At 72.0% G+C, this 17,964-nt stretch carries 13 protein-coding genes; 5 read left to right on the top strand and 8 right to left on the bottom strand.

Features of this window, described 5'->3' with window-relative positions; translation table 11 throughout:
• Positions 1-90: 90 nt before the first annotated feature.
• A complete protein-coding gene (allB, locus tag D581_RS0133060) occupies positions 91-1,434 on the bottom strand; it encodes an allantoinase AllB (RefSeq protein WP_018961403.1) in 1,344 nt (447 codons plus the stop codon).
• A 352-nt stretch (positions 1,435-1,786) separates the two neighbouring features.
• Here allB and D581_RS0133055 point away from each other — a divergent pair, with 352 nt between their 5' ends.
• The gene (locus tag D581_RS0133055; protein ID WP_018961402.1) at positions 1,787-2,590 is read left to right on the top strand and encodes an IclR family transcriptional regulator; all 804 of its coding nucleotides are present in this window, start codon (positions 1,787-1,789) and stop codon (positions 2,588-2,590) included.
• A gap of 49 nt (positions 2,591-2,639) precedes the next feature.
• Here the strand turns inward: D581_RS0133055 and D581_RS0133050 are convergent, their stop codons facing one another.
• Both D581_RS0133050 and D581_RS0133045 read right to left on the bottom strand, forming a co-directional pair.
• Complete coding sequence (locus tag D581_RS0133050; protein WP_018961401.1) at positions 2,640-3,320, bottom strand: ABC transporter ATP-binding protein; 681 nt, start codon at positions 3,318-3,320, stop codon at positions 2,640-2,642.
• The gene (locus D581_RS0133045) at positions 3,317-4,417 is read right to left on the bottom strand and encodes an ABC transporter permease (protein ID WP_026291123.1); all 1,101 of its coding nucleotides are present in this window, start codon (positions 4,415-4,417) and stop codon (positions 3,317-3,319) included. The genes D581_RS0133050 and D581_RS0133045 overlap by 4 nt, the downstream gene beginning before the upstream one ends.
• A gap of 110 nt (positions 4,418-4,527) precedes the next feature.
• Between D581_RS0133045 and D581_RS0133040 the strand changes: the two genes are divergently transcribed.
• Positions 4,528-5,727: a sensor histidine kinase gene (locus tag D581_RS0133040; protein WP_018961399.1), complete on the top strand. Its 1,200-nt coding sequence runs from the start codon at positions 4,528-4,530 to the stop codon at positions 5,725-5,727.
• On the top strand, positions 5,724-6,365 hold the full coding sequence (locus tag D581_RS0133035) for a response regulator (protein WP_018961398.1): 642 nt from the start codon (positions 5,724-5,726) through the stop codon (positions 6,363-6,365). Before D581_RS0133040 ends, D581_RS0133035 begins: the two co-directional genes overlap by 4 nt.
• A 170-nt stretch (positions 6,366-6,535) precedes the next feature.
• On the opposite strand, the gene D581_RS0133030 is transcribed toward D581_RS0133035, so the two are convergent.
• A complete protein-coding gene (locus D581_RS0133030) occupies positions 6,536-6,838 on the bottom strand; it encodes a DUF5955 family protein (protein ID WP_018961397.1) in 303 nt (100 codons plus the stop codon).
• A gap of 249 nt (positions 6,839-7,087) precedes the next feature.
• On the opposite strand from D581_RS0133030, the gene D581_RS0133025 reads away from it, so the two are divergent.
• Both D581_RS0133025 and aceB read left to right on the top strand, forming a co-directional pair.
• Positions 7,088-7,687: a nucleotidyltransferase family protein gene (locus D581_RS0133025; protein WP_018961396.1), complete on the top strand. Its 600-nt coding sequence runs from the start codon at positions 7,088-7,090 to the stop codon at positions 7,685-7,687.
• 273 nt (positions 7,688-7,960) lie between these two features.
• Positions 7,961-9,580: a malate synthase A gene (gene aceB, locus D581_RS0133020; protein WP_018961395.1), complete on the top strand. Its 1,620-nt coding sequence runs from the start codon at positions 7,961-7,963 to the stop codon at positions 9,578-9,580.
• Positions 9,581-9,829: 249 nt separating this feature from the next.
• Here aceB and D581_RS0133015 read toward each other — a convergent pair whose 3' ends face one another.
• The 4 genes from D581_RS0133015 to D581_RS0133000 form a co-directional block, all read right to left on the bottom strand.
• Entirely contained in the window at positions 9,830-14,797 is a 4,968-nt protein-coding gene (locus D581_RS0133015) for a DUF3320 domain-containing protein (protein WP_018961394.1), read from the bottom strand.
• A 223-nt stretch (positions 14,798-15,020) separates the two neighbouring features.
• Positions 15,021-16,553 (bottom strand): YfcC family protein, encoded by a 1,533-nt coding sequence (locus D581_RS0133010; RefSeq protein WP_018961393.1) that lies wholly within the window; start codon positions 16,551-16,553, stop codon positions 15,021-15,023.
• Positions 16,550-16,861, bottom strand: coding sequence for a hypothetical protein (locus D581_RS1000000142380; protein WP_018961392.1), 312 nt, complete (start codon positions 16,859-16,861; stop codon positions 16,550-16,552). The genes D581_RS0133010 and D581_RS1000000142380 overlap by 4 nt, the downstream gene beginning before the upstream one ends.
• Before the next feature lie 92 nt (positions 16,862-16,953).
• Positions 16,954-17,946: a fibronectin type III domain-containing protein gene (locus D581_RS0133000; protein WP_018961391.1), complete on the bottom strand. Its 993-nt coding sequence runs from the start codon at positions 17,944-17,946 to the stop codon at positions 16,954-16,956.
• Positions 17,947-17,964 lie beyond the last annotated feature (18 nt).

Below are 17,964 nucleotides of genomic sequence, written 5' to 3'. Positions count from 1 at the left end.
GACCGGTCAGCTCGGTCGGTGGTCGCGTACGGGGAGCGGACCGGCGAGCCCGGTCGACGGTCTCGTACGGGAGCGGACCGGTGGGCTCGGTCAGTGGTCGCGTTCGAGGAGGCGGCCGGCGGGGTCGGCGAGGACACCGTCGGACGCAATGCGGACACCGCGCAGCCAGCTGGAGCGGACCACGCCGTGCAGGGTCTTCCCGGCGTAGGCGGTGACCTGGTTGCGGTGGAAGAGCTCGGCGGGGTCGACGGTGAAGGTCGCGTCGGGGGCGAGGACCGCGAAGTCTGCGTCGCGTCCCGCCTCGATGGCGCCCTTGCGGGTCAGCCCGGACAGCGCGGCGGGGGCGGCGGACATCCAGCGGGCGACGTCGTCGAGGGAGTGGCCGCGCTTGCGGGCCTCGGTCCAGATGGCGGGCAGGCCGAGCTGGAGGGAGGAGATGCCGCCCCAGGCGGAGGCGAAGTCCGGGGTCTTCAGGTCGGTGGTGCACGGCGAGTGGTCGCTGACGATGCAGTCGATGGTGCCGTCGGCGAGCCCGGCCCAGAGCGCGTCCTGGTTGGCGGCCTCGCGGATCGGCGGGCAGCACTTGAACTCCGTCGCCCCGTCGGGCACTTCCTCGGCGGTGAGGGTGAGGAAGTGCGGGCAGGACTCGACGGTGACGCGGACGCCCTCACGCTTCGCGGCGGCGATCAGCGGCAGCGCGTCGCTGGAGGAGAGGTGCAGGACGTGGACGCGGGCGTCGAGCCGCTTGGCGTGGGCGATGAGCCCCTCGATCGCGGTGTTCTCGGCGTCGCGCGGCCGGGAGGCGAGGAAGTCCGCGTAGGCGGGCCCGGGGCGCTGCGGGGCCTCGGCCAGGTGGTGCGGGTCCTCGGCGTGCACGATGAGCAGCCCGCCGAATCCGGCGATCTCCGCCATGGAGCGGGCCAGCTGCTCCTGGTCCAGCTCCGGGAACTCCTCGACGCCGGAGGGCGACAGGAAGCACTTGAAGCCGAAGACCCCGGCCTCGTACAGCGGGCGCAGGTCCTTGACGTTGGACGGGATCGCGCCGCCCCAGAAGCCGGTGTCGACGTGCGCCTTGGGGGCCGCGACCTGCTGCTTGATCCGCAGGTGCTCGACGGTGGTGGTCGGCGGGAGGGAGTTGAGGGGCATGTCCAGGAGCGTGGTGATCCCGCCGGCGGCGGCCGCGCGGGTGGCGGTGTAGAAGCCTTCCCACGCGGTGCGGCCGGGGTCGTTCACATGGACGTGGGTGTCGACCAGGCCGGGCAGCAGGACGTCGTCGCCGAAGTCCTCCAGGCGGGCGCCCGCGGGCGTCCCGGTGTCGTACGGCAGGACCGCGTCGATCGTCCCGCCCGCGACGGCGACCGCCGCCGGACGGGTCCCCTCGGGGGTGACGACGCGCGTCGAGCGCAGTATCAGGTTCACGTCCGGACCGGACACCTGTGCTCCTTCACTCCAGCAATGATCACAACAGGAATTCAACGAACTGTTGAAGCTTTCGATGGAGTCTTCACTCGGGAATCGCCCTCGTCAAGACCCCACCTTCCGCCACGGGGGCACACCCGACCACCCCTGCGACCCGACTGGAGGTTTCCACAAAGTAAAAGTCATATTTCGAACTGCGGAACGTAGCATGGGCCAGGAGGGGCGGCGCCGAGCCGCCCGCACCGACCGTCGGCACCCGGACAAAACAGCCCCTGACCGGCACGGACGCCGACCGGGGAGCTGTGGGCCGATCGGGAACCGCCCGGTAGGCTGCTGCCTTGCCTTCCGCTTCGAAAGGACCGTTGACGTGCCGCCGTCCCACGCCAGCACAGCCGACTCCAAGCCCTCCGGTGCCAGCGGTGGGGTGCAGTCCCTCGAGCGCGCCTTCGATCTGCTGGAACGGATGGCCGACGCCGGAGGGGAGGTCGGGCTGAGCGAGCTCTCCGCGAGCAGCGGTCTGCCCCTGCCGACCATCCACCGGCTGATGCGCACCCTGGTCGGCTGCGGATACGTGCGCCAGCAGCCCAACCGCCGCTACGCGCTGGGCCCCCGGCTGATCCGGCTCGGTGAGTCCGCCTCCCGGCTGCTGGGCACCTGGGCCCGCCCCTACCTCAGCCGGCTGGTGGAGGAGACCGGCGAGACGGCGAACATGGCGCTGCTGGACGGGGACGAGATCGTGTACGTCGCCCAGGTGCCGTCCAAGCACTCCATGCGGATGTTCACCGAGGTCGGCCGCCGGGTCCTGCCGCACTCCACCGGTGTGGGCAAGGCGCTCCTGGCGCACACCCCCGCCGACGAGGTCCGCGCGCTCCTGGCCCGTACCGGCATGCCGGCCGCCACGGAGAAGACCATCACCACCCCGGAGGGCTTCCTCGACGCCCTGGAGCTGGTGCGTCGCGCCGGGTACGCGGTGGACGACAACGAGCAGGAGATCGGGGTGCGGTGCCTCGCGGTCTCCGTGCCGAACTCCCCCACCTCGGCCGCGATCTCCATCTCGGGACCGGCGGGGCGGGTGACGGAGGCGGCGACGGAGCGGATCGTGCCGATCCTCCAGCAGGTCGCGGGAGAGCTGTCCGACGCGCTGGCGAGCAACGGCACGAACGGCGGCTGAGCCTCCAAGGCGGCGGGGCCCGGGATACCGGGCCCCGCCGCTCGTCGTTTCAGACCCCGGCCGGGACGGTCAGCCGCCCGTCGTCCATCGTCACCGTGCGGTCCATCCGCTCCAGGTGCGCCAGATCGTGCGTGACCAGCACCGTGGCGGTGGCGCGCTCCCGGGTCAGGGTGACCAGCAGGTCGAGCACGGCCGCGCCGCGCTCGTGGTCGAGCGCGCTGGTCGGCTCGTCGACGAGCAGGACCGCCGGCTCGTTCATCAGGGCCCGTGCGATGTTGATCCGCTGGCGCTGACCGCCGGAGAGCTGGTGCGGCCGCCGGTCGGCGCGGTCGGCCAGACCGACCGCGTCCAGCAGCTCCAGGGCCCGGCGGCGGGCGCCGCGGGCGGACCCCCCGGACAGGTGGCGCATCACCTGGAGCTGTTCGGCGGCGGTCAGCGAGGGCAGCAGGTTGGGCTGCTGGAAGACGATGCCGATGTGCTCCCGGCGCAGGGCCGCCCGCCCGGCCCGGCCGAGCCCGGTCGTCGGCGTCCCGGCGACCACGACCTCGCCGGAGTCCGGGGTGACCAGGGTGGCGGCGGCCGCGAGGAGGCTCGACTTGCCCGAGCCGGACGGCCCGACCACGGCGGTGAGCGTGCCCGGGGGCACGTCCAGCGAGACCCGGTCCAGGGCGGTGAGCCGCCCCTCGCCGTCCGGGTAGGTGAGGGTGACGTCGGTCAGGGTGAGCGTCATCGGGCACTCCCGAGTGCGGTGAGCGGGTCCACGGCGGTGATCCGCCGGATGGACAGGGCGGCCCCGAGCGCGCCGAGGGCGATCAGCACGGCGGCCGGGACGAGGACGGTCGCCGCGTCCAGGACGAACGGCACGGCTCCTCGGCCGATCACGGCTCCGACCCCGGCGGCCAGCGCGGTGCCCAGTCCCGTACCCAGGGCGAGCATCACGACGGCTTGTCCCAGCGCGTCGCGCAGGAGGTACGGGGTCGACGCACCGAGCGCCTTCAGCACGGCCACGTCGCCGCTGCGCTGGATCGTCCAGACGGTGAAGAACGCTCCGATGACGAGCGCGGAGATGGCGAAGAGGAAACCGCGCATCAGTTGCAGCGAACTGTTCTCCGACTGGTAGGAGCCGATGGCCATGAGGGAGCCGTCGAGCGTGAGCGTGCTGGTGCCCGCCGCCGCGTCCCCCGCCGCGAGGTCGACGCCTCCGGTGGTGGTCAGGGCGATCACGGTCGCCTGTTCGGCGGGGCCGGCGCCGTCGTGGCCGATCTCCTGCCAGTCGTCGAGCGAGGTCCAGACGACGGGGGTGTGGCTGTACGAGGCGTCCGTCGCGACGGCGGCGACCTCGCGCTCCGCCCGGCCGAGCGCGATCCTGTCGCCCGCCGAGGCGTCGAGCTCCTCGGCCGCCTTCTCGGAGAGCACGACCCGCCCCGGACCGATCCCCTCCGGCCCGAGGGTGCCGTCCGGTTCGACGCCGAAGGCCGAGACGGCGGCACTCCGCTCACCGGCGGCACTCCGCTCACCGGCGGCGGTGGCGTTCAGGGTCCGGATGCCGACCGGCTGGGCGGCCTCGACCCCGGGCCGGCCGGCCCAGTTCCGCCAGTCGTCCTCCCGGACGGTCGAGTTGGTGAACGACTCCGCCTGCCCGTCGGGGGGCTCGGCGAAGGCCAGGTGGTCGGCGTCCAGACCGGTGACGGCCGAGATGTTCTCCCGGGCCAGGCCCGCGGTCAGGCCGGACAGCAGCCCCACGAGCAGCGTGATCAGCACCACGACCGAGCCCATGAGCGCGAACCGGCCCCTGGCGAAGCGAAGGTCTCTCCATGCGACGAACATGGCTCCAGCGTCGTGCGGCGCGGGCGGGAGAACATCGCGCGGCGGACGGGCCCGGGATCAACCTTTCGATTGACCGGGTCCGGGGAGGCCGCGGCTACGCTGGACGGACCATGGATTCGCGTTCGCACACCCACGTCACGGCAGCCCTGCGGCTCTGTCTGCACGCCCTGCTGATGGGGCTGCTGGCCCTCGTGGTCGTCCGCACGGCGAGCGAGGACGCGCCGCACACCGCGGCCGTCGTGGTGGTGGCGGTGCTGATGGCCGCCCTGTACGCGGCGGGGCCGCTCGCCTCCTCCGTACAGCCGGGAAACCGGGCGGGGGCCGTGTGGCTGGCGGGGCTCGGCGCCCTGTGGGCCGCGCTGCTGGTCCTGTCGCCGGACGCCCTGTGGGTGGCCTTCCCGCTCTACTTCCTCCAGCTCCACATCCTGCCGACGCGGTGGGCGCTGCCCGCCGTCGTGGTCACCGCCGCCGCCGCGATCACCAGCTTCGTCGTGCACCGGCAGGCGATCGAGCCCGGCGCGTTCATCGGGCCGCTGATCGGCGCGGCGGTCGCCGTCGCCACCGTCCTCGGGTACGACGCTCTCTTCCGGGAGAGCGAGCGGCGGCGCGAACTGATCGTGGAGCTGGTCGCCACCCGTGCGGACCTCGCCGAGGCGGAACGAACGGCCGGGACCCTCGCCGAGCGTGAGCGCCTCGCCCGGGAGATCCACGACACGCTGGCCCAGGGTCTGTCCAGCATCCAGCTGCTGCTGCGCGCCGCCGAGCGCTCGCTGCCCGAGGACGCTCCCGCCGCCGCGCATGTGCGGGCCGCCCGCGAGGCCGCGCAGGCGAATCTCGCCGAGGCCCGTTCGTTCGTCCGCGCGCTGACGCCGCCGGACCTGGAGCACGGTTCGCTGGCCGCCGCGCTGGAGCGGCTCTGCGCCCGTACGACCGCACCGGGGCTGACCGTACGGTTCGCGGTGAGCGGCACCCCGGTGGAGCTGCCGACGCCGTACGAGGTGGCGCTGTTGCGGACCGCGCAGTCGGCGCTGGCCAACACGGTGCGCCATGCGCGGGCCGGGCGGGCGGAGATCACCCTGAGCTTCATGGACACCTCGGTCGCGCTGGACGTCGTGGACGACGGGCAGGGCTTCGAACCGTCGGGGGCGCCGGTCCACGAGCGCGACGACGGCGGCTTCGGGCTGCCGGCGATGCGGGCGCGCGCCGGGTCGCTCGGCGGTGCGCTGAGCGTGGAGTCGGCGCCGGGACAGGGCACGGCGGTGGCGGTCACGCTCCCGCTGCCCGTGACGGAAGCGGAGCGTGCGGCATGAGCGGGAGCGAGGACGTGATCCGGCTGCTGCTCGCGGACGACCATCCGGTCGTCCGGGCGGGGCTGCGCGCGGTCCTGGACACCGAGCCGGACTTCCGGGTCACCGGTGAGGCCGCCACCGCCGAGGAGGCCGTCGCCCTGGCCGCGGCGGGCGGTTTCGACGTGGTCCTGATGGACCTCCAGTTCGGTACGGGCCTGCACGGCTCGGAGGCGACGGCGACGATCACCGCGGCGCCGGAGGGCCCCCGGGTCCTGATCCTGACCACCTACGACTCCGACGCGGACATCCTGGCGGCGGTCGAGGCGGGGGCGAGCGGCTATCTGCTCAAGGACGCGCCGCCGCAGGAGCTGGCGGCGGCGGTGCGCACGGCGGCTGCGGGCCGCTCCGCGCTCGCGCCGTCGGTTGCGCACCGGCTGATGGACCGGATACGGACGCCGGCCGAGGCGTTGACCCGGCGGGAGCTGGAGGTGCTCCAACTGGTCGGCGAGGGCCTGTCGAACCTGCGGATCAGCAAGCGGCTGTTCCTGAGCCAGGCGACGGTGAAGTCCCACCTGGTGCACATCTACGCCAAGCTGGGTGTCGACTCCCGTACGTCGGCGGTCGCGGCGGCCACGGCCCGCAGGCTCATCCGCCGGTGAAGCCGGGGCGCGCGGCGTAGCCCGCCGCGCGAGGGCTCGCGCGTCATGGGTCCACCGCGCGGGGACTCGCGCGCCATGGGTCCACCGCGCGGGGACTCGCGCGCCGTGGGTCAGCCGCGCGAGGGCTCGGGCACCGTGGGCCGACCGCGCGAGGGCTCGCGCGCAGCAGGTCAGCCGCGCGGGGGCTCCCCGAAGAGGTCGACCGCGTTGCGCACCTCGCGCAGGGCCGCGGCCACCGCGCTCACCGAGCCGATGGCCCCCGCGATCAGCAGCAGGGAGCGGCGCATACGGGGGATCTCCGGCACGCCGCTGACGGCCATCGCGTCCAGGGCCGCCAGCTCGTCCTCGGCGATCGGCCGGTCGGGGAATTCGGCCCGGAGCCCGGCCAGTTCCCGGCGGAGCCGGGAGACGGCCATCCGCAACTCTGCCACCCTCGGGTCCTCGTCGCTGCCGGTCAGCTGCTTCTGCCCCACGCTTCGCAACACAGCACTCCCCCTCGCACGTCCGTGTGCCGGTGTGACCCCCGAACCCGGGCTGTGGCCAAGTCCCCGGATGTGTCCGCAAGTTAACGCCATGACAGGCAGTGCGCGCCAGCCCACGGAAAGAAATCGGGGTGACCCCTGAGGGTGACATGCGTGTCGCGTGTGCGAAGCGCTCAGTGGTATCCAGGCCCCATGGTCACGGAGACGACGACAGGCACGGCTACGGAGAGGGCCGCGGACATGACTTCCGCCGCGAGGAACCCCGAGGTCGCGGGGGTACTGCTGGCCGCCGGAGGGGGCCGCCGGCTCGGCGGCCGGCCGAAGGCGCTGCTGGAGCACCGGGGCCGCCCGCTGATCGAACACGCGGTGCGCTCGCTGCGCGACGGCGGCTGCGGCCCGCTGCACGTGGTGCTGGGCGCGGCGGCGGACGAGGTGCGGGCCCGCGCGGATCTCGCGGGCTGCGCGGTGACGGTGAACCCGGACTGGGAGGAGGGCATGGGCTCCTCGCTCCGGCGGGGACTGGCCGCCCTGGGCGCGACGGACGCGGCACTCGTCCTTCTGGTCGATCAGCCCGGGATCGGGGCGGAGGCGGTGGCGCGGGTGCGTCTCGCGTACCGCTCGCGGGCGAGTCTGGCGGCCGCCTCGTACGGCGGGGAGCGGGGCCATCCGGTGCTGTTCGGGGCGGACCGGTGGACGGACATCGCGGCGGGGGCGGTGGGCGACCGGGGGGCGCGGGCTTATCTGCGCGAGCACCGCGATGCGATCACGCTCGTGGAGTGTTCGGATGTGGCCGAGGCGTACGACATCGACACCTCGCAGGACCTGAAGCACCTGGAGTGACCGGGCGGGCCCGGCGGACCCCCGCTCGCCGTCCACCGTGCGTGGCCGTCCCGGCACGCTGCGCCGCCGACGGCCCGTTTCTGTCGACCCGGAGAATCTCGACATCAACAAACCATTGAACTTCCACCATAAGGAAACTACTATCCACTGGTCAGAAGCCCTCTGAACCTCAGACGGCATCCACGGCCGTATCTCGGAGCCATGGCACGCCGTGCCGTCTCAGGCGACCCGGCGGCCATGAGACGCCGCCGCCCGCTGAAGGAGTGACAGCTCATGTCCGCACCAGCGCCGTCCACGCTGGCCATCGTCGATGCCGAGCCCCTGCCCCGGCAGGAAGAGGTCCTGACCGACGCGGCCCTCGCGTTCGTGGCCGAACTGCACCGGCGGTTCACCCCGCGCCGCAATGAGCTGCTCGCCCGGCGCGGTGAGCGCCGCGCCGAGATCGCCCGCACCTCCACGCTGGACTTCCTGCCCGAGACGGCGGCGGTCCGCGCGGAAGCCTCCTGGAAGGTCGCACCGGCTCCGGCCGCTCTGAACGACCGCCGGGTGGAGATCACCGGTCCGACCGACCGCAAGATGACCATCAACGCCCTGAACTCGGGCGCCAAGGTCTGGCTCGCCGACTTCGAGGACGCGTCCGCCCCCACGTGGGAGAACGTCGTCCTCGGCCAGCTCAACCTCACCGACGCCTACGAGCGCCGCATCGACTTCACCGACCCGAGGTCGGGCAAGTCGTACGCGCTGAAGTCCGCCGACGAACTCGCCACGGTCGTCATGCGCCCCCGCGGCTGGCACCTGGAGGAGCGCCACCTCCAGCTGGACGGCGTCTCGGTGCCGGGCGCGCTCGTCGACTTCGGCCTCTACTTCTTCCACAACGCGCAGCGCCTGATCGATCTCGGCAAGGGCCCGTACTTCTACCTGCCGAAGACGGAGTCGCACCTGGAGGCCCGTCTCTGGAACGACGTCTTCGTCTTCGCCCAGGACTACGTCGGCATCCCGCAGGGCACGGTCCGCGCGACGGTGCTGATCGAGACGATCACCGCCGCGTACGAGATGGAGGAGATCCTCCACGAGCTGCGCGACCACGCCTCCGGTCTCAACGCCGGCCGCTGGGACTACCTCTTCTCCATCGTCAAGAACTTCCGTGACGGCGGGTCCAAGTTCGTCCTCCCGGACCGCAACGCGGTGACGATGACCGCCCCCTTCATGCGGGCGTACACCGAACTCCTCGTCCGCACCTGCCACAAGCGCGGCGCGCACGCGATCGGCGGCATGGCGGCCTTCATCCCCTCGCGCCGCGACGCCGAGGTCAACAAGGTGGCCTTCGAGAAGGTCAAGGCGGACAAGGACCGCGAGGCGCACGACGGCTTCGACGGCTCCTGGGTCGCCCACCCCGACCTGGTCCCGATCGCCCTGGCCTCCTTCGACGCGGTCCTCGGCGAGAAGCCCCACCAGAAGGACCGCCTCCGCGAGGACGTCTCGGTGGCCCCGGGCGACCTGATCGCCATCGACACCCTGGACGCGAGCCCGACGTACGACGGCCTGCGCAACGCCGTGGCGGTCGGCATCCGCTACATCGAGGCGTGGCTGCGCGGCCTGGGCGCGGTCGCCATCTTCAACCTGATGGAGGACGCCGCCACCGCGGAGATCTCCCGCTCGCAGATCTGGCAGTGGATCAACGCGGACGTGGTCTTCGAGAACGGCGAACACGCCACGGCGGAGCTGGCCCGCAAGGTGGCCGCCGAGGAACTGGCCGCGATCCGCGAGGAGATCGGCGAGGAGACCTTCACCGCCGGCAAGTGGCAGCAGGCCCACGACCTCCTGCTCCAGGTCTCCCTGGACCAGGACTACGCGGACTTCCTGACGCTGCCGGCGTACGAGCAGCTGCGCTGACGTCACGGCGCGAGCACCATCGCCGCCCCCGGCACCGCGCCGGCGAGCACCGTCACCGCCCCCGGCACCGCACGGCGCCGGGGGCGGTGGTGTGCGCCTGAGCCCGCACGGCTCGGTCCCTCGCCGACCGCGACGGCAACGGCCGTGCACGGCACGCCTGTTCGTCGGCCGGTGACCACGACGCCCGGCGTCTCCACCGTACGCCCGCCGACACCGCGGGCTCACCCCTGTGCCGTAGCGTCGGCGGGCTCACCCGCTCGGGGTACCTCCGCGCACCACGCTGATGCGGTCCGGCCCTCCCTGGAGGCGGCCCCGCCGGTACAGGTCCGCGATGTCGCTCTCCAGGGCGGTGCGGATGTCCGCGCCCGTCCTGCGCCATCCGAAGAACTCGCAGGCCTGCCTGATCAATTCGTCCTGGGACATGCCGGGGCATTCGGCCGCGAGCTCACTCAGGGCGAGCTGCCGCTCGGCGGGAGCGATGTGCGTGACCTTGCGCGCCGTTTCCCCGGCCTCCGGCGTCCGTGCCGTGTCGGCGGTCCGCCCGCCGGCCCGGTAGAAGCCGTCGTCGCAGGCGAGCCTTCCCGAGCGGACGAGTTGCTGTGCCACCGTACGGACGTTGTCGCGAATGCGGTTCCCGGCCCGTGCTACGCCCCATGCCTCACGGGCCCGCTGCACCAGGAGCTCCTCGTGGACGGGTCCTTCGAGGGCGACGATCCGGTCGAGGGCCTGTCCCAGTTCCTTCCTGGCCTCCGGCGTGTGGAGCTCGTGGGAGGAATGGACCGTGATCCGGCATGCCTGGTAGGAAGCGCTCCACTCGCGGCGCGGCGCGGCGTCGACCGGCACCCTTGCGTACGTGGTTCCGGCCGGCTTCGCCTGAGCCGGCACGTGGACGGCAGCCTGGTCTCCGGACGCGGTGCCGGACGCTCCCTCATCGACGGCAGGCGACGGGGCGGCCGGGGGCGGCCCGGGGTCCGGCTCGACAGGGGCCGGAGGCCGCGCTGTCTCCGCCGTGAGCGGGCCCTGCGCGATGGCCTGCTCGACCGCTTCCTTCAGCCGCTGTTCGGCTGCCGCACGCCCCCGGTACCAGTCGGTGCCCCAGATCCGGTAGAGGCGCCAGCCGAGCCCGTTCAGCACCTGCTCCCGCAGCCGGTCGCGGTCCCGGGCCGCCTTGGAGGAGTGGTACATCGCACCGTCGCACTCGATCCCCAGTGCGTACGCGCCAGGGTGCTGCGGGTGACGCAGCCCCAGGTCGATGCGGTATCCGGCGACGCCGACCTGCGGCTGCACGGTGTAACCCCAGCCATCCAGCACGGCGAGCACCGACTCCTCGAAGGGGCTGTCGGGCTCCGCGTCCGCCTGGACGACGTCGCGGGCCAGTACCGCGGGCCCGTTCTCCGCGTACTCCAAGTAGCGCTTCAGGTGCTGGACGCTCTCGTTGGCGCTGTCGGGCAGGCTCGTGCCACGGAACGAGGCGACGACCTCCATCCGGTAGCGCGCCCGGGTGACGGCCACGTTCAGACGTCGCCAGCCGCCGTTCTTGTTGATGGGGCCGAAGTTGAGCCCGAGCTTTCCGTGTTCGTCGGGTCCGTAGCCGACGGACATGATCATGACGTCACGCTCGTCGCCCTGCACCGATTCGAGGTTCTTGACGAAGAAGCCGTCCAGCCGGTCCTCGGTGAAGCAGTGGTCGAGGTCGGGCCGGCCCAGCCGGGCCTGCTGCACCGCGAGGTCGATGGCCGAGGCCTGCGCCTGGGAGAGGGCCACCACGCCGAGGGACCGGCCGGGGCGGGTGTCGAAGTGGTGGATGACACGGTCGGCGACGTACTCCGCCTCCGCCCGGTTGTCCCGGCGACCGCCGCGGTCGTACGTGCCGTCGGCTTCCAGGAAGGCGACGCCCACGTCGTTGCCCTCGTCGAACGCGCCGGGGAAGGTCACCATGGAGTTCCGGTAGAACGACCTGTTGCTGAAGGTGATCAGGTCCTCGTGCCGGCTCCGGTAGTGCCAGCGCAACGGCAGCTCCCGCATGGCGCCCGCCTTGCAGGCGTGCAGCAGCGATTCGAAGGAATCGGGGATGTCCGCCTCGTACTCGTCACCCTCCTCCTCTCCCGCGGAGTCGAAGAACGAGGTGGGCGGCAGCTGCTTGTCGTCGCCGGCGACGATCAGCGTCTGCCCCCGGTAGATGCAGTTGATCGCGTCACTGGGCCGGACCTGTGAGGCCTCGTCGAACACGACGACGTCGAAGTGATAGTCGGCCGGGAGCATCTGACTGACCGTCAGAGGACTCATCATGAAACATGGCTTGACGGACTGCACGACTTCACGGGTGCGACCGAGCAGTTCCCTGACGGGCATGTGCCGGGTCTTCTTCTCCGCCTCCCTGATGATCACTGCCGCTCCTCCACCGCCGATGCCCCTGGGACGCCGGTTGTTGCAGGCCTCGATCACGGCACCGCCCGCGGCGGCGATCAAGCGGCGGTCGGCTTCCCGGTAGTCGGCCACCCTGGCGTCGAGGTCGTCCGAACGGGTCGTGCGCAGCCGGCTGTCGGTGGCGAGGATCCCGTCCGCCCAGGAGGTGAGCACGGACCGTTCGACGATCTCCGGCAACCGCTCCGGCTCGATGCCGCGCTCGGCCGCGCCCGCCACGAGCGCGTCGGCGCCCTGTCGGGCGAGGACGGCGACGCCGTCCCGGTACGCGTACCACTCCTCAGGGCCCCGCGGGTCGGCGAGCAGCTCTCGGACGGCTTGCCCTGCCTGGTCCAGGGGCCCCATCAGCAGAGGGGAGAGCTGCACCTGGCGCTCCGCGCCGAAGAGGCCGAGCAGAGCCGTCACGGACGTGGACCAGCGCTCGGCCCGGCGCTCGGCGACGGCACACCAGTCACCGAGGGAACGTCGCGCGTTCTCCGCCAACAGGGCGGGGAGGCGGTCGGTGTCGACGGCGTCGGCCAGCTGGTCGGCCAGCAGATCGCGCCGGACCGGCTCACCGGCCAGTTCGATGATGCGGTCGGCGGTCGCGAGAGCGTCGGTGAGGGCGGGTACGTCCTCCTGGGTGCGGGGCGTGTACCGGCCGAGCAGCACGGCGTGCTCGCCGGAGAGCCTGCGCACCTCGTCGGCGGCCCGTTGCCACTGAAGGGCATCGCCCAGGCGCCCGACCAGCGACTTTGTCCAGGCGCCGTCATGAGTGAGTGCGGCGACAGCCGTACGGTCGGCCTTGTACTGGGCCGAGAAGCGGGCCATCAGCTTGGCGTGCGGGCCCTCGAAACGGGCGACCAGCTCGGGCAGGTCCGTCCGTTCGACCGTCTGCTCGCCGAACACGTCCGCGGCCGCCGCACGCGCTTCGGCCTCCGCGGTCAGGGCTTCCCGCAGCGCCTGTGCGGCCTGATGTGCTCCACGAAGCTCCGCGTCGTCGAACCAGGCGCCCAGCGGGGGGTTCGCGGCCGCCGTGAGGTCGGCGAGTGCGCACAGGGCTGCGGCCGCCTCGCCGTCGTTCGGCTTGGGCATCCCGAACAGGTCCGCGAGCTGGGCCAGTTGACCGGAGGCGTCGTCCTGGAGAGTTGCGTCTCCGGAGCCGAAGCCGTCGGGCAGGCCGGCTCGCAGGGAGCGTACGGTCTGGTGAAGCTCGCGGACGGACCGGGGCTCGCCCTGGGTACCGGCGAACGGACGGCGGGCGGTCGCCGCACGCAGGGCGTCGAGCGCGTCGGACGCCTCGGTGGCCGTCTGGTGTGCGGAGGCACCCACGAGCCCGTGCCAGGGAAAGGAGTTGCCCTCCGCTACGGGGCGCCACGCCCGGCTCACTGCTCGGGCCGCCACGGTGAGGTCCTGCAACGCCGCGGCGCTCAGGGTCCGGACGGTCTTCGCGTTCTCGGCGGACAGGGAGAGTTGCGGTGTTCCCGCCTGGTCGAGCTGGACCAGGCGGCCGAGGACGTCGTGCAGAGTCCGCCCGAGAGGATCCCTGACCTGGTTCATGCCCGCCGCGTAGGCGGAGAGCTCCTCACGCAGCTGCCGGGCGCGCTCACGTTCGTGTTCCGCGGCTCCGTTGACCCGGGCAACCGTGGTCAGTACCCGGGCGAGCTCGGTGGCGACGGCCTTCTTGCTCGTATCACCGCTGTGCAGGGCCAGCACGAAATCGCCGAGCCCCACCCCGCGCAGCCGGTTGCGCACGACGTCGAGCGCCGCCGCCTTCTCACTGACGAACAGCACACTGCGACCCGCGTGCATCAGAGCCGCGATCAGGTTGGTGATGGTCTGGCTCTTGCCGGTGCCGGGCGGGCCGCTCATCACGAAGGAGCGGTGCTCCAGAGCCGCCGCGATGCACTGGCGCTGCGAGGCGTCCGCGTCCAGTACGAGCGGCGTCCGCTCGGGCAGCTGGACCTCGTCGATCCGGTCCAGTTCCGGCGGCTCGAACCCGATGAGGTCGTCCGGCAGACCCGCGTCCGGTCCCAGGGCGACGGCGCGCACCAGAGGATGGGCGAGGATGCGGTCCTCGTTCTGCTCCAGGTCCTTGTACATGGCCTCCCGGTGCGAGGCGAACAGACCCAGCACGGCGCGATCGTCGACCGTCCAGCCCTGCTGTCCGGCCGCGGCGGCGCGGGCGGCCGCCAGCAACGCCGGCAGATCGCCGACGTCGGTGCCGGTGACCGGGGACCAGTCGGCCCCCAGACGTTCCGCCTTCACCGCGAGAGCCGGGTTGTGCACGCGGTCCTGGCCGTCGGCCGGATGGAGGCGGTAGCGGTGGCCGCTCTCCCTCCGCAGTTCCACCGGGACGAGAAGCAGCGGTGCCGAACTGGTCTCGTGCGCCCCCTCCTCACGCCAGTCGAGCATGCCGACGCCCAGCCAGAGCACCCACAGACCGTAGTCGTTGAACATCTGGCCGGACTTCTGGCGGAGCTGGTAGAGGGCCCGGTCCAGTGTCGCCTGCGTGGTCTTCTGCGTGACCAGTCCCGGACGGCCGCGGGGAGCGGGTACCGACCGGACCTCCTCGCCGTCCGGGGCCTCCGCCACCGGGGCGAACTCCCAGCCCCTGGCCAGCTCGGCGAGCAGAGGGCCGGTCTCCGGAGAGGTGATCTCCAGCGTCGACGTACGGGTGTGGCGGAAGTTCAGCAGGCGGTTGCGTCCGCCCATGTCCAGCAGCGAGGACCGCCAGCCGTCCAGTACGGCTTTCAGCCTGTCGAGACCGGGGTCATGGACTACCGAAGGCTGGGAACGGGGCGGTCGGGGCATGGGGCGAGAACCTCCTGAGCACGGCGCACAGGGGTATCCACGCTCACAGGCCCCCCTGGAGAGATGTACTTATCAGCCCGCGACTACCGACACGCCACGGATCAACCACATGATATGTGTTTGTTGTGAAGACCCAGGTGACTGGCGGGAAATAGTCAGCTCCTGGCCTGAGTGAGCCACCGCTGCACGCTCTCGGCCGCCCCCTACCCGACGGACTCGCCTCTCACGTCCACACCGCTCCCAGCGCCACGAACCCGCAGACGAGGGCGAACAGGATGGCCAGCAGCGGCCAGACGAACCGCAGGTACGTGTCGTAGCCGACCTTCGCCAGGGCCACCCCGCCGATGGTGACCGCCGTCGTCGGGACCCAGAGGTTCATCCAGCCGCTCGCCGCCTGCCACGCCGTGACGACCACGGCGCGGGAGACGCCCGCGAAGTCGGCGAGCGGGGCCAGGATCGGCATCGCCAGCGTGGCGTGGCCGGAGGTGGAGGGGATGAGGAAGGCGAGCGGCAGGTTGACGACGAAGACGAAGACCGCGAACAGCGCCGACGAGGTGCCCGAGACCACGCCCTCGATGGAGTGCAGCACCGTGTCGGTGATCTGCGCGTTGTTCATGATGACCGTGACACCGCGCGCGAGGACGATGACCAGCGCCGGGGAGATGAAGTCCGCCGCGCCCCGGATGATCGTCGCGCTGAGCTTCTGCTCGCCGAACCGGGCGACGACGCCGACCAGGACCGCCGCGACCAGGAACAGGGCGGCCAGCTGGGGGAAGGACCAACCGAGTTCGAAGCCGTACGGGGTGGCGTCGGCGTCGCCCGTGAGGGCGCTGGACCACGGGACGACCGAGAAGATCATGAAGCTGAAGACCAGGGCGACCAGGACGAGGACGATCCGGTGGAGCCCGGTCAGCTCCGGGGGCTCCCCCGCGTCCGCCGCGTTGTGCTCGCGGTCGCCGGGCAGGAAGCCGGAGAGCGAGCGGTCGGGGTTCTCGCGGACGCGGCCCGCGTACCGGATGACGTAGCCGATCGTCACCGCCGTCAGGACCACCCACATGATCGCGCGCAGCACGATGCCGTCGCCGAGCGAGATGCCGGCGGCGGAGGACGCGACCCCGGTGGCGAAGGGGTTCACGGTGGAGCAGAGCACGCCGATGCCCGCGCCGAGGATGATCGTGCCGGTGGCCACCATGCGGTCGTAGCCGAGGGCCAGCATCAGCGGGATGATCAGGCCGTAGAAGCCGAGCGTCTCCTCCGCGAATCCCTCGACGGTGCCGAGGAGGGAGAAGACCAGCATCACTCCGGCGATGAGCAGCGCCCCCCGGTCGCGCAGCCGGTACGCGAGGCGGCCGATGCCCCGGTCCAGGGCGCCGGTGGCGAACACCACGGTGATGAACGCGCCGATGGCGAGCACGAAGAGGAACACGCCGGCGCTGCCGTACAGCTCGCCGGCCAGGTCCGGGCCGACCTCGCCCGTCTTCGCGTCCTGGACGCCGTAGAGGCCGTTGACCGGGGAGAGGAAGAGGTCGTTCAGGCGGTCCACGAAGCTCTGGTCGGAGTCGACTCGGTGGTACGTGCCCTGGAGCGGGGCCCCCTCCTCGTCGCGGTCGTAGGTCCCGGGCGGGATCAGGAAGGCCAGTCCCCAGACGGCCAGCGTGACGACCGCGAGGATCGTGAGGGCGCTGGGGAAGGCGAACCTCTTCCGGGCCGGGGGCTCTTCCTCCGGGGCCGGCTTCGTGTCGGCCGCGCTGCTCATGCCGTGCTCCCGCCCGTCGCGGTCCCCAGCGGGGAACCGAACGGACGCAAGGACTCCAGATGGGTGACCAGGAGGTCCTGGGGCCCGGCGAGGGAGCGGACCTCCTCCTCCCGCCTCGCCACCCGCTCCACGCCCGCGCCGCGCACCAGGTCCACGAGGAGGTCGCGGGCCTCGCGCACGAGCTCGGGCGGGAAGCCGGGAAACGCGATGGGCGGGGTGGGCGGGATGGCCGTCAGCCGTTCCAGGCCGGCGACGAGACCGTCCATCAGCGCGTCGACCCGTGTGCTCGGGCCGTCTCCCGGATCCATGGTTCAGCCCCTTCGGTCCACTGGCCTTCCAGGACCAATGGACCATGGGGGGCGGCGCGCCGCACGCCTGGGAAACGGTGGCCGGTCGGGCCTCAGTCCGTCAGGACGACCGTCCGCTGGGCCGAGAAGTCACCCCACTTGCCATCCGGAAGCTTGGCCCTGAGCTTGACCGAATAGCGGGTGCCCACCGGGTCGGAGAGGTCCAGCCGGTAGGTGGCGCGCCCCTTGGGGGGCGTGCCGCCCCAGACGATGGTGGTGGTCAGCTTGCCGTTCAGATGGAGCTCGTAGGCGGGGATGACTCCGCCCGTCTCGGGCTGGTCCCAGGACAGGTCGAGGGTGGAGGCGGCGCCCTCCTTGCCGATCTCGGCCCTCAGACCGGTGGGGGCCGTGCTCGCGGGTGCGCCGGGGGCGGACTCGGTGGTGAGGTCGAACGTGTTGCTGTCGGCCGAGGACTTGTCGGAGGCGTCCCGGGCCCGGACGGTGAAGGTGTAGACGGTCCCCGGGCGCAGCCCCGTGAGCTTCGCCGTGGTCTCGGAGGCCGGGACGCTGTGGATCCGGGAGTCCTCCTGGTAGACGTCGTACGAGGTGACGCCGACGTCGTCCTTGGACGCGCCCCAGGTGAGGGTGGCGGCACGTTTCCCGTCGGCGCTGCCCGTCAGCTTCGCCGGGACGGTGGGGGGCGTGTCGTCCTTGGGCGGGGTGGCCTGGGTGGTGACGGGGACACCCTTGCTGGGCGCGGAGAGATTCCCCGCCGTGTCCTTGGTCCGGACGCTGAAGGTGTAGTCCGTCGAAGCCGTCAGCCCGTTGACGTCGATCATGGTCTTGGTCGCCGGGACGCTCTTGACCTTGGACTTTCCACGGTAGATCTCGTATCCGGCGACCTTCTTGTTGTCGGAGGCGCCTTCCCACATGACGTGCACCGAGGTGGAGCTGCTGGCCTGGGCCGTCACGCCCTTGGGGGTGGCGGGAGGCTGCGTGTCGGCTTCGGCGGTGCCACCGCAGGCGGAGAGGAGGGGTGCGAGAAGCAGGGCGGAACAGGTCAACGCGGCAGAGATGTGGGGGCGTTGCACGGTGGTGCCTTCCATCCGGACAGCAATGGTCCA

Source organism: Streptomyces sp. CNB091, from assembly GCF_000377965.1.
The sequence above is the reverse complement of the archived record's forward strand: the minus strand, read 5'-3'. Positions and strand labels throughout refer to the sequence as shown.

Coding starts and splice junctions, on each gene's coding strand:
- D581_RS0133050 (WP_018961401.1), bottom strand. CDS start 3,320: ATGACGCTCACCCTGACCGACGTCACCCTCACCTACCCGGACGGCGAG.
- D581_RS0133000 (WP_018961391.1), bottom strand. CDS start 17,946: ATGGAAGGCACCACCGTGCAACGCCCCCACATCTCTGCCGCGTTGACC.
- D581_RS0133010 (WP_018961393.1), bottom strand. CDS start 16,553: ATGAGCAGCGCGGCCGACACGAAGCCGGCCCCGGAGGAAGAGCCCCCG.
- D581_RS0133040 (WP_018961399.1), top strand. CDS start 4,528: ATGGATTCGCGTTCGCACACCCACGTCACGGCAGCCCTGCGGCTCTGT.
- D581_RS0133015 (WP_018961394.1), bottom strand. CDS start 14,797: ATGCCCCGACCGCCCCGTTCCCAGCCTTCGGTAGTCCATGACCCCGGT.
- aceB (WP_018961395.1), top strand. CDS start 7,961: ATGTCCGCACCAGCGCCGTCCACGCTGGCCATCGTCGATGCCGAGCCC.
- D581_RS0133025 (WP_018961396.1), top strand. CDS start 7,088: ATGACTTCCGCCGCGAGGAACCCCGAGGTCGCGGGGGTACTGCTGGCC.
- D581_RS1000000142380 (WP_018961392.1), bottom strand. CDS start 16,861: ATGGATCCGGGAGACGGCCCGAGCACACGGGTCGACGCGCTGATGGAC.
- D581_RS0133035 (WP_018961398.1), top strand. CDS start 5,724: ATGAGCGGGAGCGAGGACGTGATCCGGCTGCTGCTCGCGGACGACCAT.
- D581_RS0133045 (WP_026291123.1), bottom strand. CDS start 4,417: ATGTTCGTCGCATGGAGAGACCTTCGCTTCGCCAGGGGCCGGTTCGCG.